Origin of the sequence: Photobacterium jeanii (assembly GCF_001650345.1) — a bacterium.
GTDB classification, from domain to species: domain Bacteria; phylum Pseudomonadota; class Gammaproteobacteria; order Enterobacterales; family Vibrionaceae; genus Photobacterium; species Photobacterium jeanii.
The window spans coordinates 53,812-74,327 of the sequence record NZ_LVHF01000027.1 but is presented as its reverse complement, the minus strand read 5'-3'; the positions used below and the strand labels follow the sequence as shown (position 1 = coordinate 74,327).

The 20,516-nt window shown below is 43.8% G+C and carries 18 protein-coding genes and 1 tRNA gene; 7 read left to right on the top strand and 12 right to left on the bottom strand.

Annotation, left to right across the window (positions count from 1 at the left end):
- Positions 1–155: 155 nt before the first annotated feature.
- Positions 156–962, top strand: coding sequence for an exodeoxyribonuclease III (gene xthA / locus A3K86_RS13025; RefSeq protein ID WP_068331610.1), 807 nt, complete (start codon positions 156–158; stop codon positions 960–962).
- A gap of 163 nt (positions 963–1,125) precedes the next feature.
- Positions 1,126–1,779 carry a glutaredoxin 2 gene (grxB, locus tag A3K86_RS13020; protein ID WP_068331607.1) on the top strand — a complete coding sequence of 218 codons (654 nt, stop codon included), beginning with the start codon at positions 1,126–1,128 and terminating at the stop codon, positions 1,777–1,779.
- Between the two features lie 103 nt (positions 1,780–1,882).
- Here grxB and A3K86_RS13015 read toward each other — a convergent pair whose 3' ends face one another.
- From A3K86_RS13015 to A3K86_RS13000, 4 genes are all read right to left on the bottom strand, one after another.
- Positions 1,883–2,560, bottom strand: a complete 678-nt coding sequence (locus tag A3K86_RS13015; protein ID WP_068331606.1) for an ABC transporter permease — start codon at positions 2,558–2,560, stop codon at positions 1,883–1,885.
- 3 nt (positions 2,561–2,563) lie between these two features.
- A complete protein-coding gene (locus tag A3K86_RS13010) occupies positions 2,564–3,304 on the bottom strand; it encodes an ABC transporter permease (RefSeq protein WP_068331604.1) in 741 nt (246 codons plus the stop codon).
- Between the two features lie 262 nt (positions 3,305–3,566).
- Positions 3,567–4,340 (bottom strand): ABC transporter substrate-binding protein, encoded by a 774-nt coding sequence (locus A3K86_RS13005; RefSeq protein WP_068331602.1) that lies wholly within the window; start codon positions 4,338–4,340, stop codon positions 3,567–3,569.
- A gap of 62 nt (positions 4,341–4,402) precedes the next feature.
- On the bottom strand, positions 4,403–5,173 hold the full coding sequence (locus A3K86_RS13000; RefSeq protein WP_068331601.1) for an ABC transporter ATP-binding protein: 771 nt from the start codon (positions 5,171–5,173) through the stop codon (positions 4,403–4,405).
- A gap of 302 nt (positions 5,174–5,475) precedes the next feature.
- Here A3K86_RS13000 and A3K86_RS12995 point away from each other — a divergent pair, with 302 nt between their 5' ends.
- Positions 5,476–7,173 (top strand): ABC transporter substrate-binding protein, encoded by a 1,698-nt coding sequence (locus A3K86_RS12995; RefSeq protein WP_068331599.1) that lies wholly within the window; start codon positions 5,476–5,478, stop codon positions 7,171–7,173.
- Between the two features lie 110 nt (positions 7,174–7,283).
- Here the strand turns inward: A3K86_RS12995 and A3K86_RS12990 are convergent, their stop codons facing one another.
- Both A3K86_RS12990 and A3K86_RS12985 read right to left on the bottom strand, forming a co-directional pair.
- A complete protein-coding gene (locus tag A3K86_RS12990; RefSeq protein ID WP_415860037.1) occupies positions 7,284–7,712 on the bottom strand; it encodes an LPP20 family lipoprotein in 429 nt (142 codons plus the stop codon).
- A 5-nt stretch (positions 7,713–7,717) separates the two neighbouring features.
- Positions 7,718–8,353, bottom strand: a complete 636-nt coding sequence (locus A3K86_RS12985; protein WP_068331595.1) for a FlgO family outer membrane protein — start codon at positions 8,351–8,353, stop codon at positions 7,718–7,720.
- 205 nt (positions 8,354–8,558) lie between these two features.
- Here A3K86_RS12985 and A3K86_RS12980 point away from each other — a divergent pair, with 205 nt between their 5' ends.
- Both A3K86_RS12980 and A3K86_RS12975 read left to right on the top strand, forming a co-directional pair.
- Positions 8,559–9,692, top strand: a complete 1,134-nt coding sequence (locus A3K86_RS12980) for a flagella assembly protein FlgT (RefSeq protein ID WP_068331593.1) — start codon at positions 8,559–8,561, stop codon at positions 9,690–9,692.
- Positions 9,693–9,739: 47 nt separating this feature from the next.
- Positions 9,740–9,816: transfer RNA gene (locus A3K86_RS12975), tRNA-Arg, on the top strand.
- Between the two features lie 326 nt (positions 9,817–10,142).
- On the opposite strand, the gene A3K86_RS12970 is transcribed toward A3K86_RS12975, so the two are convergent.
- Positions 10,143–10,682, bottom strand: coding sequence for a phosphatase PAP2 family protein (locus A3K86_RS12970; RefSeq protein WP_107270334.1), 540 nt, complete (start codon positions 10,680–10,682; stop codon positions 10,143–10,145).
- Positions 10,683–11,128: 446 nt separating this feature from the next.
- Between A3K86_RS12970 and A3K86_RS22835 the strand changes: the two genes are divergently transcribed.
- A complete protein-coding gene (locus A3K86_RS22835; RefSeq protein WP_162844315.1) occupies positions 11,129–11,305 on the top strand; it encodes a hypothetical protein in 177 nt (58 codons plus the stop codon).
- A 72-nt stretch (positions 11,306–11,377) separates the two neighbouring features.
- On the opposite strand, the gene gltX is transcribed toward A3K86_RS22835, so the two are convergent.
- The 3 genes from gltX to A3K86_RS12955 form a co-directional block, all read right to left on the bottom strand.
- Complete coding sequence (gene gltX / locus A3K86_RS12965) at positions 11,378–12,808, bottom strand: glutamate--tRNA ligase (RefSeq protein ID WP_068331588.1); 1,431 nt, start codon at positions 12,806–12,808, stop codon at positions 11,378–11,380.
- Between the two features lie 231 nt (positions 12,809–13,039).
- Positions 13,040–13,699: a YccT family protein gene (locus tag A3K86_RS12960; RefSeq protein WP_068331587.1), complete on the bottom strand. Its 660-nt coding sequence runs from the start codon at positions 13,697–13,699 to the stop codon at positions 13,040–13,042.
- A 70-nt stretch (positions 13,700–13,769) separates the two neighbouring features.
- Complete coding sequence (locus A3K86_RS12955) at positions 13,770–14,909, bottom strand: porin (protein ID WP_068331586.1); 1,140 nt, start codon at positions 14,907–14,909, stop codon at positions 13,770–13,772.
- Between the two features lie 656 nt (positions 14,910–15,565).
- On the opposite strand from A3K86_RS12955, the gene A3K86_RS12950 reads away from it, so the two are divergent.
- The gene (locus tag A3K86_RS12950) at positions 15,566–16,243 is read left to right on the top strand and encodes a YccT family protein (protein ID WP_068331585.1); all 678 of its coding nucleotides are present in this window, start codon (positions 15,566–15,568) and stop codon (positions 16,241–16,243) included.
- 475 nt (positions 16,244–16,718) lie between these two features.
- Here the strand turns inward: A3K86_RS12950 and A3K86_RS12945 are convergent, their stop codons facing one another.
- Together A3K86_RS12945 and ligA are read right to left on the bottom strand one after the other, a co-directional pair.
- Entirely contained in the window at positions 16,719–17,849 is a 1,131-nt protein-coding gene (locus A3K86_RS12945) for a porin (protein ID WP_068331584.1), read from the bottom strand.
- Positions 17,850–18,436: 587 nt separating this feature from the next.
- Complete coding sequence (gene ligA / locus A3K86_RS12940; RefSeq protein ID WP_068331583.1) at positions 18,437–20,449, bottom strand: NAD-dependent DNA ligase LigA; 2,013 nt, start codon at positions 20,447–20,449, stop codon at positions 18,437–18,439.
- Positions 20,450–20,516 lie beyond the last annotated feature (67 nt).

The following is a 20,516-nucleotide window of genomic DNA, read 5'->3' as shown; positions in this document are numbered from 1 at the left end:
AGTCATGCTGCTTATGCCACCACTCATAGTGACACTCGAGCCATTTTTTGAATATCCCTACTTTCTGGCTGTGGAAAATCCAAATGGGTTTGATAACATCAGGCACAATTCCCTGACGTTTTACTGCGGACAGGTTCAGCTGAATAGGAAAAAAGATGAAAGTTATTTCATTCAACATTAATGGCTTACGTGCTCGACTTCACCAACTACAAGCACTGATCGAAAAACACCAGCCAGATGTGATTGGTCTGCAAGAAATCAAAGTACACGATGAAGCATTCCCATTAGCAGACGTTGAAGCGATGGGCTACAAGGTTTACCACCACGGTCAGAAAGCGCACTACGGTGTGGCAATGCTGTGTAAGCAAGAGCCTATCTCAGTACAAAAAGGCTTCCCGACCGATGATGAAGATGCGCAACGTCGCATGATCATGGCGACCTTTGAGCAAGAAGACGGTAAGCAAGTAACGGTATTAAATGGCTACTTCCCACAAGGTGAAAATATCAGCCATGAAACCAAATTCCCGGCTAAAGAAAAATTCTATGCCGATCTGATGACTTACCTAAATGACCACCACAACAATGAACAAGAAGTTATTGTGATGGGTGACATTAACATTAGCCCAATTGATGCTGATATCGGTATCGGTCCGGCAAATGCTAAGCGTTGGCTAAAAACCGGTAAGTGTTCATTCCAACCGATTGAACGTGAATGGTTACAAACCCTAATGAACTGGGGTTTTGTTGATACTTTCCGTCAATTGCATCCAGAAGCTGACGACAAGTTCTCGTGGTTTGACTACCGCTCAAAAGGCTTTGTTGATAACCGTGGTCTTCGCATTGATGTGATCCTAGCAACACCATCGCTAGCGGCACGCTGTGTTGAAGCGGATATCGATTACGAGCTACGTGGTATTGAAAAACCATCAGACCACGCACCGATTTGGTCTGTTTTTAAATAATTGCGACTGCAAATGGCATCAGTCATTAAGGTAAGTGGCAACTCACTAAGCTAACTTTTTATACTGAGCAAGATGCTTTATTTTGCTGGGTATAACACGCCACCGTGAGTGAATGCACAAGTAAGCGTTCACTTATAGTGGCAAAGATTTAAAAGGAAACGTTATGAAACTGTTCGTTTTTGATCATTGTCCCTTCTGTGTGAAAGCGATGATGGTCGCAGGACTGAAAAAAATCGATCTCGATATCGTCTACTTGCAAAACCACGATGTGGACGCCCGCATTGAGAAAGTCGGCGCTAACATGGTGCCGATTTTGCAAAAGCCAGACGGCAGTTACATGGCAGAAAGCTTAGATATTGTGATTTACCTTGATGCGCTAGATAACAAACCTTTGCTAATGGCAAACAAGCACCAAGAAGATATCGCACGCTATCAAGAAGCCGCGAGCCCATTTAGCTCCCGTTTGCTATACCCGCGTTGGTTAATGATCGATTTGCCAGAGTTCCAATGCCAAGAAGCCAAAGATTGGTTCCGCGACAAAAAAACCAAGATGATCGAGCAAGACTTCGATGATGCTTTCGCGCGCAGTGAAGAATACCTCGATGGTTTGAACCAAGCATTGGCTGAGCACCTAAACTGGCTACGCTTACCGTCTGAGCGTAATAACGAATTAGCGTGCGATGACATCAACTTATTCCCGTTCTTGCGTAACCTTACGGTGATTAAAGGGGTCGAGTTTCCAAGTCATGTTCGTAAATACATTGACGAAGTCGCAGCCTTGACGGGTATTGGTTTGTACGATCACACCGCTGTCTAGTCATAAGCAGTTAGATAAAAACAATCAAACAAAAACAAAGCGCCACATCATGTGGCGCTTTGTTTTATTGGACTTTAACTTATTTTTCCCTACTTTGTATAAGTTAACTTAATGGTCGCAAGTGGCGTAACCAACGTGTTTCTAATTTTCTAAAGCCCCATAAAATAATAAACGTCAGCGCCATATAACAAAGCCCAGCAAATAAGAAAGACTCAAATGGCGCGTAATAACGGGAATTCACAATCCGTGCTGCCCCTGTTAAATCAACAATGGTCACGATACCTGCCACCGCTGAGCCATGAAGCATAAAGATCACTTCGTTACTGTAAGCAGGTAATGCACGGCGTAAAGCACTCGGTAAAATCACCCGGCTAAACGCTTGAAACTTACTCATTCCATACGCTTTCGCTGCCTCAACCTCGCCTTGCGGGATCCCGTTAATTGCTCCACGGACAATTTCAGCAGTATAAGCAGCAGTATTGAGCACAAAAGCCACCAGCGCACAAAACCACGCTTCTTGCCACAAGGTGCCCTGCACTTCCATCCACTGGCTCAATCCGTAATAAATCAAATACAGTTGGATCAGCAGTGGCGTTCCACGAAAGAAATAAATGTAAGCCCATGCAGGAAGCGATAACCAGTAATGCTGACTATTACGTGCCACTGCCACTGGGATCGCAGCAACTAACCCAATCACCAGTGCAACAGCCACCATCCATAAGGTTGTGTAAAAGCCTTCTAAGTAAATCGGCCAACTTTCGGTAAGAATACTAAAGTCCATCACTTACCTCGTATGTATGCTGAATCGACGCTCTGCCCACTTCAAAGCTGATGTCGATAATGTGGTAAATAACAAGAAGATCACGGCGACTGTCATGTAGAAGGTAAATGGCATTTGCGTTGTCCCTGCCGCCAAGGCACCTTTTCGTACCATGTCATCCAAACCAATAATGGAGACTAATGCGGTGGTTTTTAGCAATACCAACCAGTTGTTACCAAAACCAGGTAAGGCATGACGGATCATTTGCGGTAATAACACCCTTCGAAACGCCAATGCCCCACTCATCCCATAGGCTTTAGCCGCTTCGAGCTCACCTTTATCAACCGCCATGATTGCCCCACGGAAGGTTTCTGCCATGTAAGCACCAAAGATAAAACCAATAGTGATAATGCCAGCCACAAATGGGCTAATTTCAATATAGTCTGGTAGGTAGGAAGTCCATTCATGGTTAGGGTCGGACGATAAAAAGTAGTCGTTCAACCACTCGTTGACGCGATACAAGCTATCGTTCAACAGCATTTGACCGCCAAAAAAGATCAACATCATCAACACAAGATCGGGGATCCCACGGATCACCGTGGTATACAAAGTCGCGATCGCTCTAGCCCACCGATAGGGAGATAGCTTTGCGAGCGCACCTAACATCCCTAATGCCGCGGCCAACACCAGCGAAAGTAGCGCAACTTGCAATGTTACCCACGCGCCTTCCACCAGCGACCACTCATAGCCTTTTAAATCTAACAATTGGCTACTCCTTTATACCAATAGCGATAGATAGCCCAATCCCATACAGTTTAGCGTTGGTATTTAAATGGGGTATCCGCTGTTTAAGATAGCGACAAGCTTGCCACACAGCTACTTTATACAGCCAAAAGCACAGCTCAAAGATGAGTGACTCAGTGCGAGAGCTGAAATTAACGTGTGGACTTCACAACCTATCCACCCTCAACACTGAGCGATTAGCGTTTATTTTTCAGCGAACCCAAACAACTGATTCGCAAAGGTTTTACTTACCGTACACATCGTAAGCGAAGTATTTAGCGGCAATTTCTTGGTAAATCCCTTTTTCACGCAGCGACAAAATTGCCTCATCAAGCTTTTTGGTCAGATCTTTGTCTTGCTTGCGTACCGCAATACCAAAGCCATCACCAAACCATTTCGGATCCGTTAGCGATGGACCAATAAACTCGTAGCCATCACCGCCTGTTTTGTTCAATAGGCCTTCTTCAAGTGCCGATGCATCACCCAAGACAGATGCGATACGACCCGCTTTTAGATCAAGGTAAGCGTCATCGAACGAACCATAGCGAACAATTTCAACCGACTTAAAGTTATCTGTGAGGTACTTATCGTGAGTAGTCGCACGCTGAACACCAATCTTCACGCCATCAAGTCCTGCCTCTGTGAAGTCAATTTGCGTGCCTTTTTTAGCCACAAATTTGTTTGGGATAAGTGCATATTTACCCGTGAAGTCGACTTTCTTCTTACGTTCTTCAGTGATCGACATAGCTGCAATAATGGCATCGTATTTACGTGCTAACAGCGATGGAATAATGCCATCCCAATCTTGAGCAACGATCTTACATTTAGCTTTGAGCTCTTTACACAGCGCATTCGCCATATCAACATCAAACCCTTTCAGCTCGCCATTTGGCTCAGTCCAGCTAAATGGAGGGTATGCGCCCTCAATACCAAAACGAATTTGTTTCCACTCTTTTGCTTGTACTGAAGTTGCACCTAATGCAGACACGACGGCTGCCGCTAAAATCCATTTTTTCATTGCCTGTCTCCTGTTGTGTTTGTTGATAGTCGCTATCCCCAAATAGCCTCTATCATTTATAGCTAGTAAATCGATGAGATGAACTGCTGAAGTCGCTCTGATTCCGGATTGGTAAAGAGTTTGTCAGGGTGCCCTTGCTCTTCCACTAATCCTTGGTGCAAGAACATCACTTGATTCGATACATCACGGGCGAACGCCATTTCGTGGGTTACCACCAGCATAGTTCGCCCCTCTTGCGCTAACTCTTGCATAACACCAAGTACTTCCCCCACCAGCTCAGGGTCTAGCGCCGAGGTTGGTTCATCAAACAGCATAACTTCGGGGTCTACCGCCAAAGCACGGGCAATCGCCGCACGTTGTTGTTGCCCACCCGATAAATGACCTGGGTAATAATGACGGCGTTCATACAGCCCCACTTTCTGTAATAAAGCTTCGGCTTTTTCAATCGCTTCAGCTTTGGGCACGCCCAAGACATGTACTGGCGCTTCAATCACATTGCCCAACACTGTCATGTGTGACCACAGATTAAAGCCCTGAAAAACCATCGCGAGACGCGAGCGGATCCGCTGTACTTGCTTTTCATCAGTAGGAAGGTATTCGCCACGACGATTGGTGGCCATTTGAATTTGTTCGCCATTCACCCAAATCCCGCCTTGGGTTGGGGTTTCTAGCAAGTTGATGCAGCGAAGAAACGTACTCTTACCTGAACCGGAAGAGCCAATAATTGAAACCACATCACCACGATGCGCCGTTAATGATATGCCTTTTAATACTTCATTCTGACCAAACGATTTGTGGAGATCTTTGACCTCAAGCGCTACAGCATCCGTCATGCGCTCTTACTCCTTTAACTTCCATCAAAAGGAAAAATATCCTGCTATAACTGGCAAAATATCGCGCTATATTGTTTAAAGCTTTAACGACGGTATCACCAAGCAGCATAATTGGCAACATTTTGTTAACGCGGAATATTTCGAATAAACACTCATTAATAGCGAGTAAAAAATCACAGCGATGCAAATGCAACTATTTGCCAATCATTCAATCTTACGGTAGCTTACCCCTGCGAATTAATCCTCAATGACTGAGTTATTCGTTGTTTAGCTTTCAACATCATCTTGTTCCGGATAAAAGTATGATTCAGCGTCAGTTTTCTCTTTTGTGGCACGTGTTTTATGCTGCTGTTTTTCTAACGGTTTTATCACCGTTTTCTCTAGCTGCAACACCTTCAAAAGACAGCAGTATTTTGACCGTCGTTCCCGAGTATCGTGATAGGATCACACGTAACTTTAACCCCTTCACTCTGCTCAGCATGCCAACCACGCATGAATTTATATTTGAGCCACTTATCATCTTTAACTCGCTACAGAACAATAAACCAGAATACCGTCTTGCAACCAGTTATCGTCTTAGCCGCGATCTCCGCCGTTTACAGTTCACTCTGCGTCGAGACATACTGTGGTCTGATGGAAAACCATTCACTGCGAACGATGTGCTTTACTCGTACAATTTGTTAGAAAAACACCCTGAACTGGATACCAACGCCATTCGGACCCAGCTGAAAAAAGTTCGCAAGATTAATCAATACGAAATTGAAATAGAGCTCAAACAACCCAATGCACTAGCAGCGCACCAGTTGGTGTTACAACCTATCGTACCTAAGCATCAATGGGAGAAAATCAAAGATCCGGTCAGCTTTACTAACCCCACTCCGATCGGCACAGGCCCTTTCACTCGCATTACCGCAATGGACGCCAAACACTACCAGCAGTGCCGCAACCCTCATTACTGGCAAGCCGACAAATTAAAAATAGACTGCCTACGCTACCCATTAGTAAAAAATAACGATGATTTTATCGCGCGGATCGTGACTGGGGAGTTTGATTGGACCGGTTCATTTATTCCCGATATTGAACGCCATTACGCCTCTTATTCGGAAGACTTTCATTACTGGTTGCCACCCGCGAGCACCATCAGCTTAATGTTCAACTTTAAGCTAGCTGATAGTGAATTAAGACACACCATTGAAAAGGTCGAGTTTCGCCGCGCTATCTCGATGTTAGTCCAGCGCCAATTACTGATTGATATTGCTGCGTTTGGACAAGGAGTACCGTCTTTGTACGCCTCGGGAATGAGCCAACGTTTTACCATGTGGGCCGATCCAGAAATCACGGAAAAATACCGCCCTTATATGACATTCAATCCGCAACTGGCTGCCGATTGGCTAGATTACTTAGATCTAACCGATAAAAACAACGATGGCTGGCGCGATTTACCCTCCGGCAAACCATTAACCCTCTCAATTCTAACGCCTTCAGGCTGGACAGATTTCAACACCACCGCCCTGTTATTAGCTGAAATGTTGGAAGATGCCGGGATCCGCACCCGTCATATTCAAACTGGCTTTGAGGAGTTTGCCGAACGCTTATCATACGGGGATTACGTCGCAGCATTAACCAATTACCCACAAGGGCTCACCCCTTATAAATATTTTAATTCTGGCTTTAACAGTGCCTACCAAGCACCGCAATATCCAAGGTATGCGAAACACTATTTCCAAGACAATGAGATAGATAAGTTGTTGGCAGCCTTCCCTACCGCTTCAACCGTGAGTGAGCGGCAAAAAATCATCACTCAACTCAACCAGCGTGTGGCAAGCCAGCAAATTACTGTGCCGCTCTTTAATACGGTCCAGTTTTACCAGTACAACACCCAACGTTTTACTGGTTGGTTTAACGAGCATAACCCTGTCGCTAGCCCCTTAGTTTGGCCACAAGCACCAGAGCGGTTATTGCATGTGCTAGCGCTGAGACCGAAAGAAGCATCTCACTAGGCGCTATCATTACAATTGTCATAATAAGAACGTAGGTACAAAAAAAGCGATGGCATGACCATCGCTTTTCTTTATTCTGAACCGTGCTAAACAGTAAAGTGACCGTGCGGTTAGAACATCGTCTCTTGATTCGAAGGCACATGGAACACTTCGCCATGTTTCTTCATTTGATCCATGGTTTTAAGGTTAAGTTCCATTTCGGTGACATAGCTATCACCCACAGGGTAACTGCGGATCACGCGAGCACCACGAATAATACCGTCAACGGCACCGTCAGTATTTTCAACTCCGAGCTGCTGATCTTCCATCCCAGCTCGAGCACTGATCCGCATACCATAAACTTGTTCGGTTAATTCACGGTACGCATCGATTTTAGAGGCTCGCATTGCGCGTACTTGTTTCTCTTCGATGGTGCGCCCGCGCTGCTCACTGATAGAGGCGTAACCCACAGCAGTGATCACATTGTCATCGCGGATTTCAACCAGAGGCTGGCAACCTACCAATAGAAGCAGCATAGCTGCCATCCAAATACGCATAATCTCTCCTAGGGCTTAAGCACCACATTACTGCGATCAAAGTCATTTACTTCCGAGCGAATAATAACACCATTTCGCATGCGCATCTTATTAAGAGTATCGAGATCACGGCCTAAACGATCAGCAGGAAGGAAACCTTGTGCCGAGGCAATCACCACTCGAGAGCGCATACCGATAATACGCGCATTTACCAAGACCCCACCACCTTGACGAAGCATAGTCCCCGTTAGAACGTAATCAACAGGTTGCTCTGAGGCCAATTCGCGCCAATTACGGCTGATCGTAAAATCACCATCCGGTGTAACTTTAATTGCGCCTGTTGCTTTGTAGTCTACAACCGTGAAACCGCGCTGCTGCATCTGGTACATGAAGCCTTCAGTGACGGTGTTACCCAACCAATTAGTTTCATTCATTTGCTGTAGATCGACGAACGAAGTAACCGCAAGTGGCGTCTTTGCTGTTAAATACTGGTTCGACTCAACCAACTGCATGGTCAAACCTTCAATGAAATAATCAATCGTATGACGCGGCGTTTGTTTTAGTAGGAACTCGTTACCCGTGTAGGGTTCTTTACCATTGTAAATTGGCGAGTATGCGCATGAAGCCGACATCAGCGACAGCAACATGACTATCCATTTTTTCATTCTATCCCGCTCCGGATGCAAAAAGACGCTTAGCCTGTTATCGTTCAGATCTCATAAAACTTTAACGAGTAATAATTGGGAATAGTCTTTGCATATCCCCTTGCGATAACACAGCCAGATTCAAACTCTTAAGTGATGATTCCGCTTGTTACGCCATAGTCGTTGCCAAATATTAAGCAATTTTTGTACCTAAGTTGAGAAAAGAATGAAAAATATTCTATCGTTTTATCTACTCATCTTGTTAATGATGCCATTTCAAACGCTTGCTGCATGGTTTGAAGTCACAGGGCAAGCACAAGTATTGGAAAGTGATAAAGCCGCACGCAACAATGCATTAGAAGATGCTGTCTACCAGGCGATCTTATATTCCGGTGCAGATGCCAGCTCCTTTTCTCACTTGCGCCCCTACCTCAACCAAGAGCGTAGTGATTATCAATTTAGTGGCAATGAAGTTCGCCATGTACAAATTGTGAAAGCCAAAAAGTCAGGCGGCAAATATTATGTCACGGCACGGATTGATATTTACCCATCGGCAAAGACTTGCCACAAGACCCAATACAAAAAGGCAATTTTAATCAGTGGCTTTACGCTAACAGCACCTCAACATGCGGCGTTAGGCGGCATCTACCAAATCGGTGATGATTTCAGTGTCATGCTACAACGCCAGATCGAGCGTAAATCGCAGAGCTTTGTGGTCTCAGGGATCACCCGCGTGCCATTTCGTATCGATCAACCCAACACCCTCACCATGTTGGCAGAAGATCACGATGCGCAATATTTAGTAACAGGGGCTATTACTGACTTAACTTCGACGCTCGATACAAAGTTTTTGTCTGATGATCAGTACAACCGTCAATTTGCTGCCACTTTTGAAGTGATCAATGGCAAAACTGGCGAGCTGATCCTACAAAAGAATTATCGCGAAGTGGCACACTGGTCTTTCAGCCGTACTAGCCAAGTAGACACCAAAAGTGCACGTTTCTGGCAATCGGGATACGGCCAAGCAGTACAGCGCACCAGCCGTAATATGATGTTAGATCTAGAAACGGCACTTGCCTGCCGCTCTAGCTTGCCGGAAGTCATTAACGTTTACCAGAATACGATCCAAACCAACGTAGGTCGTATTCATGGGGTAAAACAAGGCGATCAACTCCGTTTGTGGCACAACGCCGCTTTCATCGATCAACAAGGCATTAGCCGTAATCGCATGGTGCAGACAGACATCACGCTCACCGTGGAAAGAGTATACGACAAGTCTTCAGAGCTATCGGTAAACCGCGCAGACCTTGCCAGCAGCATTCAACCTGGTGATTTGCTCACCAAACAGATAACTCGTTGATACAAATGACTTAATATTGTGCGAGAAATGCGTATAATGGTGGCCATGCTCCCTTAGCTCAGCTGGATAGAGCGTCCCCCTCCTAAGGGGAAGGCCGCAGGTTCGACTCCTGCAGGGAGCGCCATATTTAAAGGGCAGTCACGGTTTACCGCGACTGTCCTTTTTCATTTACCCTATCTAGTTTCTATTCTTACCTTATCGCACTCTGAATATTAAATAAGAAAATATTCAGCTCATCCAATCCAATAGCTCGCAAAAACGAGATAAGTTTAACGCTAAGCCGCAGTGCTAATTACAAAAAGCTGAACATTGTCAGGAAGGGTTTAAACAAACTAAGCGGCGCAAAAAAGGAATTCTAGTTAAGAGTCATGAATAATAAAGCCAAATAACAGGTATAAAAAAAAGAAGCCTTAGCTTCTTTTTTTGTTTACGTAATGGTTCTTTTAATTATTAAAAGTTGATGCTTGCAGTTAAGCCAACTTCATCACCATTGACGTAAGGAGCAATAACATAGTTACTCATTGAGTAACCCATTTCTGTCACTACGTATTGGATACCTGTAGCAAGTGCTGCACCAGCAACAACATCGCGCCAGTAGTGGTGATTACTGTCTACACGAGAATAACCTACTAAAGCTGCAGCAGCGTACGCTGGTACACCGTACTCCCAACCGTAGCGGAACTGTAGGTATGCAGCACCCTGTGTAGCCGCTGAAGTGTGGCCTGATGGGAATGAGTGATCACCACCATTAGGACGTTCAGCATTGATTGAGAATTTCAAAGCGTGAGTAGCTACAGCAGTGTATAGCGCACCTTCAGCCAACTGAAATAAACCTTCTGTATCACCTTTGTATAGTGAGATTGCACCCGCAGTGAGTGGAATACCAATCTGAGCAATATCACCGTATTTTTCTAAGTTCTTATTATGTGCAGACGCAGAACACGTCGTCGCTGCTAAAACTAAAGCAACAACCCCTGACTTCATTTTCATGCTTTACCTTTTAGCTACAACTCAACCTTGCCATGCGGCAAAGTACCCTCTGTTGGGCTCTCAAAAGTGAGAAAAATAAAAAATAATTTGTCTTACATTTGGCGGGAACGAGACGAACACATCCATGCATAAATAACAAAAACGTTGTTTTATTAGCCATGCATGTAAAACAGTGCGCGATAGTAAAAACTTAGTAAATACATGTCAATAAATGATTGCTCACAATTTTATTCAACTTACAAATATGTTAATTACATCAAACATAAAATTTTGTTGAAATGTTTTTTTATAAAGCCTTTCTTTTTTTACGTAATACCCAAGTAGGTTATTAAGATTTGCAAAATATGATCTTCGCCTACGCTTTAGAAGTGGTAATGAATGGCAGTAGATCATTCATGCTATATGCGAATAAATAAGCAATTGGATAAATCCAAGGGAGATATGATATGAAAAAGATTGCTATGGCTTGCGCGGCCCTACTACTTTCAGCAAGTTTTGCCTCTTCTGCGTTTACGCTTTCAGGCACGCCTGAAGTGATACCTGAAGGTGCGATGAAGTACTGTGCAACTTCAAAAAACTTTTGGGTGTGCGTTGATAACTATAAACAACGTAATAACCTTTAGGGCTTATATCCCAAACATAAAAAACGGGCGCAAGATACTTGCGCCCGTTTTCAATTCAAAATTCAGCAATAATTATGCGTTTGCTTCACGCTCAGCGATGAAGGCTAGTGCCATCTTGATACGCTCAACAACACGCGCTTGACCAACAAGCTGCATTACTGCGTCAACTGAAGGTGATTGACCTTGACCCGTTACTGCAACACGTAGTGGCATACCCACTTTACCCATGCCAAGTTCTAGCTCTTCACACGTAGTTTTAATCACGTTGTGTAGATTTTCAGTTGTCCACTCATCCGCAGCAAGTGCTTCTACTTTTGCCATTGCTAGCTCAAGCGCTTCTTTCGCTACAGGACGAAGGTGTTTCTTCGCTGCACCCGCTTCGAATTCACTGAAATCTTGGTAGAAGTAACGCGACTGCTCTGCAAGTTCGATTAGCGTATTACAACGCTCACCCACTAGCTTGATCACTTCAGTGATTGCAGGGCCATTAATTACATCGATTTCTTTCTGATCTAGGTGCCATTGTAGGTATTTAGCAACGTACTCTGGCTCAGCAGTTTTGATGTAGTGGTTGTTCAACCATAGTAGTTTGTCAGTGTTGAAAGCAGAAGCTGACTTACTGATAGAATCTAGGCTAAATAGGTTGATCATCTCTTCTAGCGAGAAGATTTCTTGGTCACCGTGAGACCAGCCAAGACGCACAAGGTAGTTAAGTAGTGCTTGCGGTAGGTAACCGTCATCGCGGTACTGCATAACACTTACTGCACCGTGACGTTTAGACAGCTTAGCACCGTCATCACCTAGGATCATTGCACAGTGTGCGAACTCAGGTACTGGTGCACCTAGTGCTTCGTAGATGTTAATTTGACGAGGGGTATTGTTGATGTGGTCTTCACCACGAACAACTTGAGTGATACCCATATCCCAGTCATCAACCACTACACAGAAGTTGTATGTTGGGCTACCGTCGGTACGACGAATGATCAGATCATCAAGCTCGCTGTTTGCAATTTCAATGCGACCACGAACGTGATCGTCAAACACTACCGTACCTTCTTTCGGGTTGCGGAAGCGAATTACAAATGGAGATTCTGCTGTCGCGGCTGCGTTAGCGGCAACAATTTTAGGGTGATTAGCATCGTAGCGAGGTTTTACACCCGCTGCCATTTGCTCTTCACGGATCTCGTCTAGTAGCTCTTTTGGACAGTAACACTTGTATGCTTTGTCTTCAGCTAGTAGCTCATCAATCAGTTGGTTGTAACGATCAAAACGTTTTGTTTGGTAGTACGGACCTTCATCCCAGTTCAGACCAATCCATTCCATACCCTCAATGATCGCATCGATTGCTTCCTGAGTTGAACGCTCTAGATCGGTATCTTCGATACGAAGAACAAATTCACCACCTTGGTTCTTCGCAAATAGCCATGAGTACAATGCAGTACGCGCACCACCAACGTGCAAAAAGCCTGTTGGGCTTGGCGCAAAACGAGTTTTAACCGTCATTTGATTTACCTTAAAGTGACTGGATAGGCTTACAGCACTTGTACTATAAGCCCATAATTGGGCGTTATTTTAACACTGTCGCTCAATTCTACAATCACTCTCCCGGTGCAAATAGCAGTTAAGCGGCGCCAAGAGTAAGCTTTCACTCACAATGGCACCTCAACACAGTGTTAATGCCAGTGCCAATAGACCGACACGTTGAATATTACCGAAAGACAGTGCTCTTCAAGATTAAGACGGGTTCTTTAAGTTCTTCATCGCCCACATCATGAATGCTTGCTGCTCATCGGCTGTCATCTCGTTAAAGCCGGCTTCAAGAATCGCACGCTTACTCGATGTTGTTTTTGTTGATTTAATTTGTGTTGTCGTTGGTGCAACATGAGACACAGAAGTATTTTCACTATTTACCGCAATCACAGCAACGCCAGCGCCTTGCTGGTTATATTTACGTACTGCTTTTTCAAAATTTTGCATGCCTTGCATACCGTTAACATGCAAAGGTTCCAATTGATACGGAATCGCATGACCAGATGCTGTAACTAAGTTAAAACGAGGGTCTTTTTCAAATTTTCTCGCCTCATCCATAGTACGGAAAGGCTGATAAGTCAGCATCAGATCATCACGAGATGCCTCAAAGCGAATAATAAACGGTACCGAATTAAACTTAGTGCGACGTCCATCTTCAACCACCACTTGTCCCAAGGCAAAAAGTACTTGGTTCTGTCCCGATCTCAGCGTGAGTTTATCAGGTGAAGAAAAAATGTCGGTGGCCACTTCTTCCCCATTCAGTACCAAAGGGCCAACTTCTTTATTAAAAGTTAACGTTGCCGCATTCAACTGCAACGATATACCCCCTAAGATCAGTGTAAAAAGTGTCATCCATTTTTTCATAATACCTCCACGGCAAAGGGCGAGAATTCCTCGCCCTGATTATTTGCACTATTAGCTACGACGGCTCATCTTAGAACCAGTATTCCACACCGATTGATGCTTCGTTAAAGCTATCTGATTTACCACGGTCTTGGTAACCTTTGTTGTCAGCATCAATACGATCTAAGTCATTCATCGCATAACGTGCATAAAGCACTGCATTCGTATCAACAAAGTACATTAACTGCATTGACGTAACTTGATCTTTGGTATTCTTAATCTCGTTACCATTCACTTCTAAACCTAAGTTTGAAGCATGGGCGATCTTCGCTTGCCACTTATCAAAGTTATACATTAAACCTACAGAGAATGAATCCTCACGCTCATCTTGGTTAAACTTGCTATTATCTGCTTTCGCAATACGGTAGTAACCAAAGTAGCTCAACCCATTTGAGAAGCCCCCTTGAATACCAGCAAGGTAAGTTTGGTTATCCCAGAATGTATCTTTGAACTTACCTTTAGTTTTGTCTAAGGTGTCGTAGTTCATCTCGTAAGCAAGATCTAACTGTGCCCAACCCCAATCACCTTTAAAGTTTTGGTGGGCAGCCATACCGTGCCAGTAGTTTTTCGATGCTCGCTCGCTGTCAGTTGCCCCTGCACGGTCTTCACCGGCACCAGCTGCGATATCCATCGTAAAACCAGACCATAGCTCGTTTGTATCCCAGCGAATGGTATCTGATTGACGATCGTTAAAGTTGTTACCGCCAATATTGCCACCCCAGTCCCACACGTTACCCATACCTGGGTTAGTTGCAGGCCAGTCAATTAACTCATAAATAGGCGTTAATACACGACCAAGACGAATTTTACCTGCCTTCTCATGCTCAAAGCCGACAAAAGTATCACGACGGCCTAAATAACCATTACCACCATTTTCACCAGCAAAAGACTCATCGACATAACCAGATTCAATCTGCCATAGGAAAGTCCAATTAGGCATTTGATCAAATTGAGCCGTACCACGCCAACCTAAGCGAGACTCATTATTAAACTGTACGCCTTCATTGTTTTTTTCTTTATCGTAATCACGGTGCGCTACCTGCATCGCAATCAAACCGTAAATGCTGTGTTCATACTTAGCGCCAGAATCACTTGCGTGCGCTGGAACAGATGCAATTGCTGCAGATGCAATCGCAGCACCTAGTAAGGTACGTTTGAACAAATTACTCATGGAAAGCTCCTAAAAATATTAGCTGGATTCATGCACTTACCTCTGTTGGCCGCCGGAGGTTAGCACAATGAAATTTAATGTTTCATATTGAGAACACGGATAAGACTACTCGCTTTTTTCACGCCACAAATACAAAGCGAGAAAAAGCATGAACCGCTTCAAAACCCCAACAAGTAAAAAAACATAAAGCAAATAAAAACAAACACTTAATCTAAAAACCTAATTTACACTTCAGATAAGAAGAAGACGTTTTCCGTGCCCCTTCTCGCAAATTTGGCTGCAACAAAACACCAAAACGATCAAAATTTAGATGTTTTGAGAAAAGCGTTGAGAGGTTTAGTTTTTTTATGAGTCAAAAAGGTGACCTATATCGAATTCGTTTAGAAAAAAATGAACTTACTTAATTTGAGGATCTCATTAAGGTGGCTAGTGATGCTCTTAATTTAAGGCAGACAATCCCCTAATCAATGTCTATAAACATCTCCGAAGCTAAAGCTATCAGCTTGATATCACAGGGTGTGACTAAGCTCTGAGTTCATCGGTTGGAAAATGAAATTCACTTCTTTGTCACTGCTAAGCAACGTAAAATTGTAGAACGAATTAACTATGCATGGACGACCGCTTTTCATAACGCGAGTCCTTTCAGGGAGAACACAATGAAGGTAAAACCGTTAGCACTTGCGGCACTTTTATTACCGCTTGCACCTTCAGCTATGGCAGAAGTCACACTCGAAATTCCACGAGGTGTTCAACTGCTAGTCGTTAATGAACAAGATGCTGGCGCATCTATGTTTGGCTTTGATCACCAACCACAAATTCAATTACCTGACGGTACCAATCAGATAGCATTCCGTATTGCTAAAATCGTTCGTGAGTCAGGCAGTTTAAAAACGAAATATAAATCAACCGCAGTGGTTGCTCGCTTTGATGCAATGGACGCGACACTCAAGCTTGATATCCCCAACATTGAAACGCTAGATCAAGGTCGCGATTATAATAGAGCGCCAACTTTTACCATCACCAAAAATGGTAAAGCCATTGAAGTCGCACACGACAACTTAAATACCGGATTAGATATTTCGCCAGATTTTGTCTCACTCGTTGAGCGTTACAATAAAACCAATGGTATAGCAGCCACTGCATACGTCGCCGCACCTGTTGCTGTCGCACAAACAACAGCTCAACCAAAAGTACAAAAAACAGTACCAACTAAAAAAGTTGCAGTCAGTGATAGCAATGCTGATCCGGCAATCATGCTTCGTCATTGGTTCGAGCAAGCCGATGAAAATACGAAGAAAGAGTTTCTAAGCTGGGCGGTAACGAATATTAACTGATCAATATTAGTCGAATAAATTTCTTTACTGTCACTAAGAATTAAACGCCCTTCCGGGCGTTTTTTATATCCACCACACATTAAAGACTTCCCTTACCTTGTTCCTTGCTTTATTCACCATCAAAAACCAAACAAGTAGAAACAAGCTCTTCCAATACAAGCCGTTACAAATAAAGATAAATAACGGCTCAAATGATTTCACGGGTAAGCATCTATTATGAAAAGAAAGATAAATAGCGAAGCTGTAACGGGAGGTAGTGAAGAATAGAAGGAAATACTACATTTCATGTGGGCTAGTTAAATACAGCTGAGATACATAGTTACAAAGCAAAACAGAAAGAGAAGTAATCATGCCAATTTAGCAATGAAGAAAACAAAATCCTCCAACAGTTTTTAACGCTTAAAACAAAAAAGACCGGCTGATAACAACCGGTCAAATTTAAAGAACTCAGCAGTAGTAGTATTGAATATAGGGTCTAGAAGTAGTATTCAATACCTGCGCCCCAACCGAATTCACGGTCTGAGCCATCTTTTTCAATTACATACGGACGTAAGTAAGTAAGAGCTGAATCATCTAAGAAGTATTGTGCTTGTGCTGAAATAATTGAGTCAGCAGTATTGTCTAGCTCAGTACCACTCGCTTTCACATCTAAGTTAGCTGCGTAGTTAAGTTTAAATTGCCAGTTTTCTACACCGTTGTAGATAGCACCTAGCGAGTAACTACCTTGCTTAAGATCTAAGCCACGAACTTCGTATGTAACGCCTTTATATTCAAAATCTGCATCTTCATAATCAGCTTGTTCATGTTTATAAGCCGCATTAAATGCAAAGTCTTCTAAGTTAACTTCAAAACCTAGCAAGTAAGCTTGAGTATCAGATGTTGTGCTACCTTCAATGCCAGATGGTGTTGGAGTCACACCTGGTTCTTGCTTCAACCATGCGCTGTATAGAGAATCCAAATCGCTTACACTGCGATCCTGACCGCCTTCATAACCAGCATGGAAGGTAAACATTGCGATTGAGTAGTGTGCACCGATACCAAAGAAGTTAGAATCTTTGTTACTTTCAGTACCACGACCAGCCGCTAAATTGAACGAGAAGCCACTGTAGTTAGCTGAGTCGTAGCGAATCATGTTTGATTGACGGTCGTAACGCGCACCACCAATGATATCACCGCCGCCATCAAAGATTTTACCTGCAGATTGACCTGAGTATGGCCAGTCAATGATTTCGTAAAGAGGCGTAAGCATACGACCTAAACGAATTTTACCAGCATCTTCAAAATCCAAACCAACGAATGTGTCACGTACACCTAGGCCAGAACCTTGACCATCATCAGCAACGTTACCACCTTCCATTTGCCAGAATAGAATTGGACCGCGAGCTAAATCGTGCGAACCACGAAGACCAAAGCGAGATTCATTCTCTACTTTAATTGGCGCATCGCCGCCACCAATTTTATCTTCACCAAGTTGCCAAACAGAAACTGCGATTTGACCATAAAGATCAACCGTATCAGTCGCTGGTTTTGCTTGAACGCCTGTTGATACTAACGCTGCTGCTGCAACGGCAACGCCAAGAACGGAACGCTTGAATAATTTTCCCATGGAATAACTCCTAAAATATTAGCTGTTTACTTGAGCCTGAAAAGGTTGGCCGCCGAAGGCTCAAAGTAACTCTCCCAATATGTAAGCTAAATTTCTAAAATCAGCTAAATCATATTTTTTTAGTTTGTGAATTCGTTCATTCACCTCACCAACAAGACTACTTTCGCAGCGCAAAACATCAATTAGAACTTAATTTATTGTTTAAAAAATATGACTGAGTGCAAACTTTATCGCTAACAGTGATCCACCTCTAATCTTTACTTATTTCATTATCAACAAAAATAAAACCTATTTATTTTCAACAACTTAAAAACATAAAAAAACATAAAACATGAAAGAACACGAAAAACCATTTTCTATTCTTATCTATTTGCAGTCTAAGGATCGAATTGATCACACCTCTTTGATTTGTAAAAAAACAGCTGATGTCGCTCGAATAAAATCAGAGCGTAATATCGGCTGATTTAAATCGTAAATATAAAAAAACGCACCAAGAATTACCCCAGTGCGTTTATATAATTGGATATTTATTCTGTCTCTAAGCAATAAACTCTGCGTATATCACTTGCTCAGAAAAGCAATTCTCATCACTTCACAAAATCAAGTAGCTGTTGTTCATCCCAAACCTCAATCCCCAAATCTTGGGCTTTGGTTAGCTTTGAACCCGCCGCTTCACCAGCAACAAGTAAGTCCGTTTTTTTCGAAACACTTCCCGTCACTTTTGCGCCAAGATCTTGAAGCATCGCTTTTGCTTCTGAACGACCAAGTTGCGATAAGGTGCCTGTTAATACCACAGTCTTACCTTCTAGCGGACGTTCAACACCTTCTTCTGGCTTTTCAATTGCAGGCCAGTTGATGCCAACCTCTAATAAATCAGCAATCACTTGGTTATTGTGTTGTTCACGGAAGAAGTTATGAATATGCTCGGCAACAATCTCACCAACATCGTTCACTTCAATTAACTGTTCTTTCGAAGCTGCAGTGATAGCCTCTAGCGTTTCAAAGTGGTTCGCTAAATTGGCAGCGGTCGCTTCACCTACTTCACGAATACCTAACGAGTACAAGAAACGAGGTAACGTAGTCGTTTTTGACGCCACAAGTGCATCAACCAATTTTTGAGCAGATTTCGGCCCCATACGCTCTAGAACAGTTAAGACACCGGGTGACAACTTAAAGAGATCGGCTGGTGTTTCCACCATCTCACGATCAACCAGTTGCTCAATGACCTTTTCGCCGCAGCCATCGACATCCAATGCTTTGCGCGAAACAAAGTGCTTCAAAGCTTCTTTACGCTGCGCCTGACAGAACAAGCCACCTGAACAACGAGCAACCGCTTCACCTTCTACACGCTCAACACGAGATTCACATACAGGGCAAGCTTGTGGGAACACAATCGCTTTTGCATCGTCAGGACGACGAGATTCAACGACGGAAGCAATCTGAGGAATAACATCCCCCGCACGGCGGATAATCACAGTATCGCCAATCATAACGCCAAGGCGAGCGACTTCATCAGCGTTATGCAATGTCGCATTACTTACTGTCACACCGCCAACAAATACAGGCTCTAATTTAGCCACAGGGGTAATGGCACCAGTACGCCCGACTTGAAACTCGACGTTATTAAGTACCGTCATCTCTTCTTGAGCTGGGAACTTATAAGCAATCGCCCAACGCGGTGCTCTAGCCACAAAGCCCAAACGCTCTTGCAACGTAATGTCATCAACTTTAAAGACCACCCCATCAATTTCATAAGGTAGTGATTCTCGGCGCTCACCAATTTCCTGGTAGTAAGCGATCACATCATTGATGGTTTCTAGCTGACGGATCTCAGGGCACATAGGTAAGCCCCAGCTTTTCAGTTGAAGCAAACGCTCATACTGACTTTGTGCCAGCGTTAAACCTTCAACCACACCGACAGAGTAAGCATAAAAACTCAACGGGCGAGAAGCCGTAATTTTCGAATCCAGCTGACGTAAACTACCTGCAGCCGCATTACGAGGGTTAGCAAATGTTTTCTCACCTTTCTTGATGGCACGTTCGTTCAAGGCTTCAAAGCCAGCTTTAGGCATGAACACTTCACCACGCACCTCAAGACGTGCAGGCCAACCTTCGCCTCGTAGTTTCAGAGGGATGGAGCGAATAGTACGTACATTAGCGGTGATATTTTCGCCGGTAGTACCATCGCCACGGGTTGCCGCTTGCGTCAGTACACCGTTTTCATACATTAGGCTCACAGCAAGGCCATCAAGTTTTGGCTCACCACAGAATGTCATTGCTGACGCTGCGGGCAGACGATCTAGCAAACGCTTTTCAAATGCTTTGAGTTCTTCATCGTTAAACGCATTATCGAGCGATAGCATTGGTAATTCGTGCTGGATTTGGGTGAAACCATCTAATGGTGTGCCACCAACACGCTGGCTTGGCGAGTCGTCTGTTACCCATTCAGGGTGCTCGGCTTCAATCGCAAGCAGTTGCTGCATCATACGGTCGTATTCTGCATCTGGGATTTCAGGGTTATCTTCCACGTAGTAACGATAACCGTGATAAGTCAGCTGTTGGCGCAAGGTTTCCAGTTGCTGCTGGACTTCAAGACTCATAGCAATTCCTACTCACATATACTTTCTGTTGTTGCCAAGGTTATACCAAGCAATGACAACGCATTAA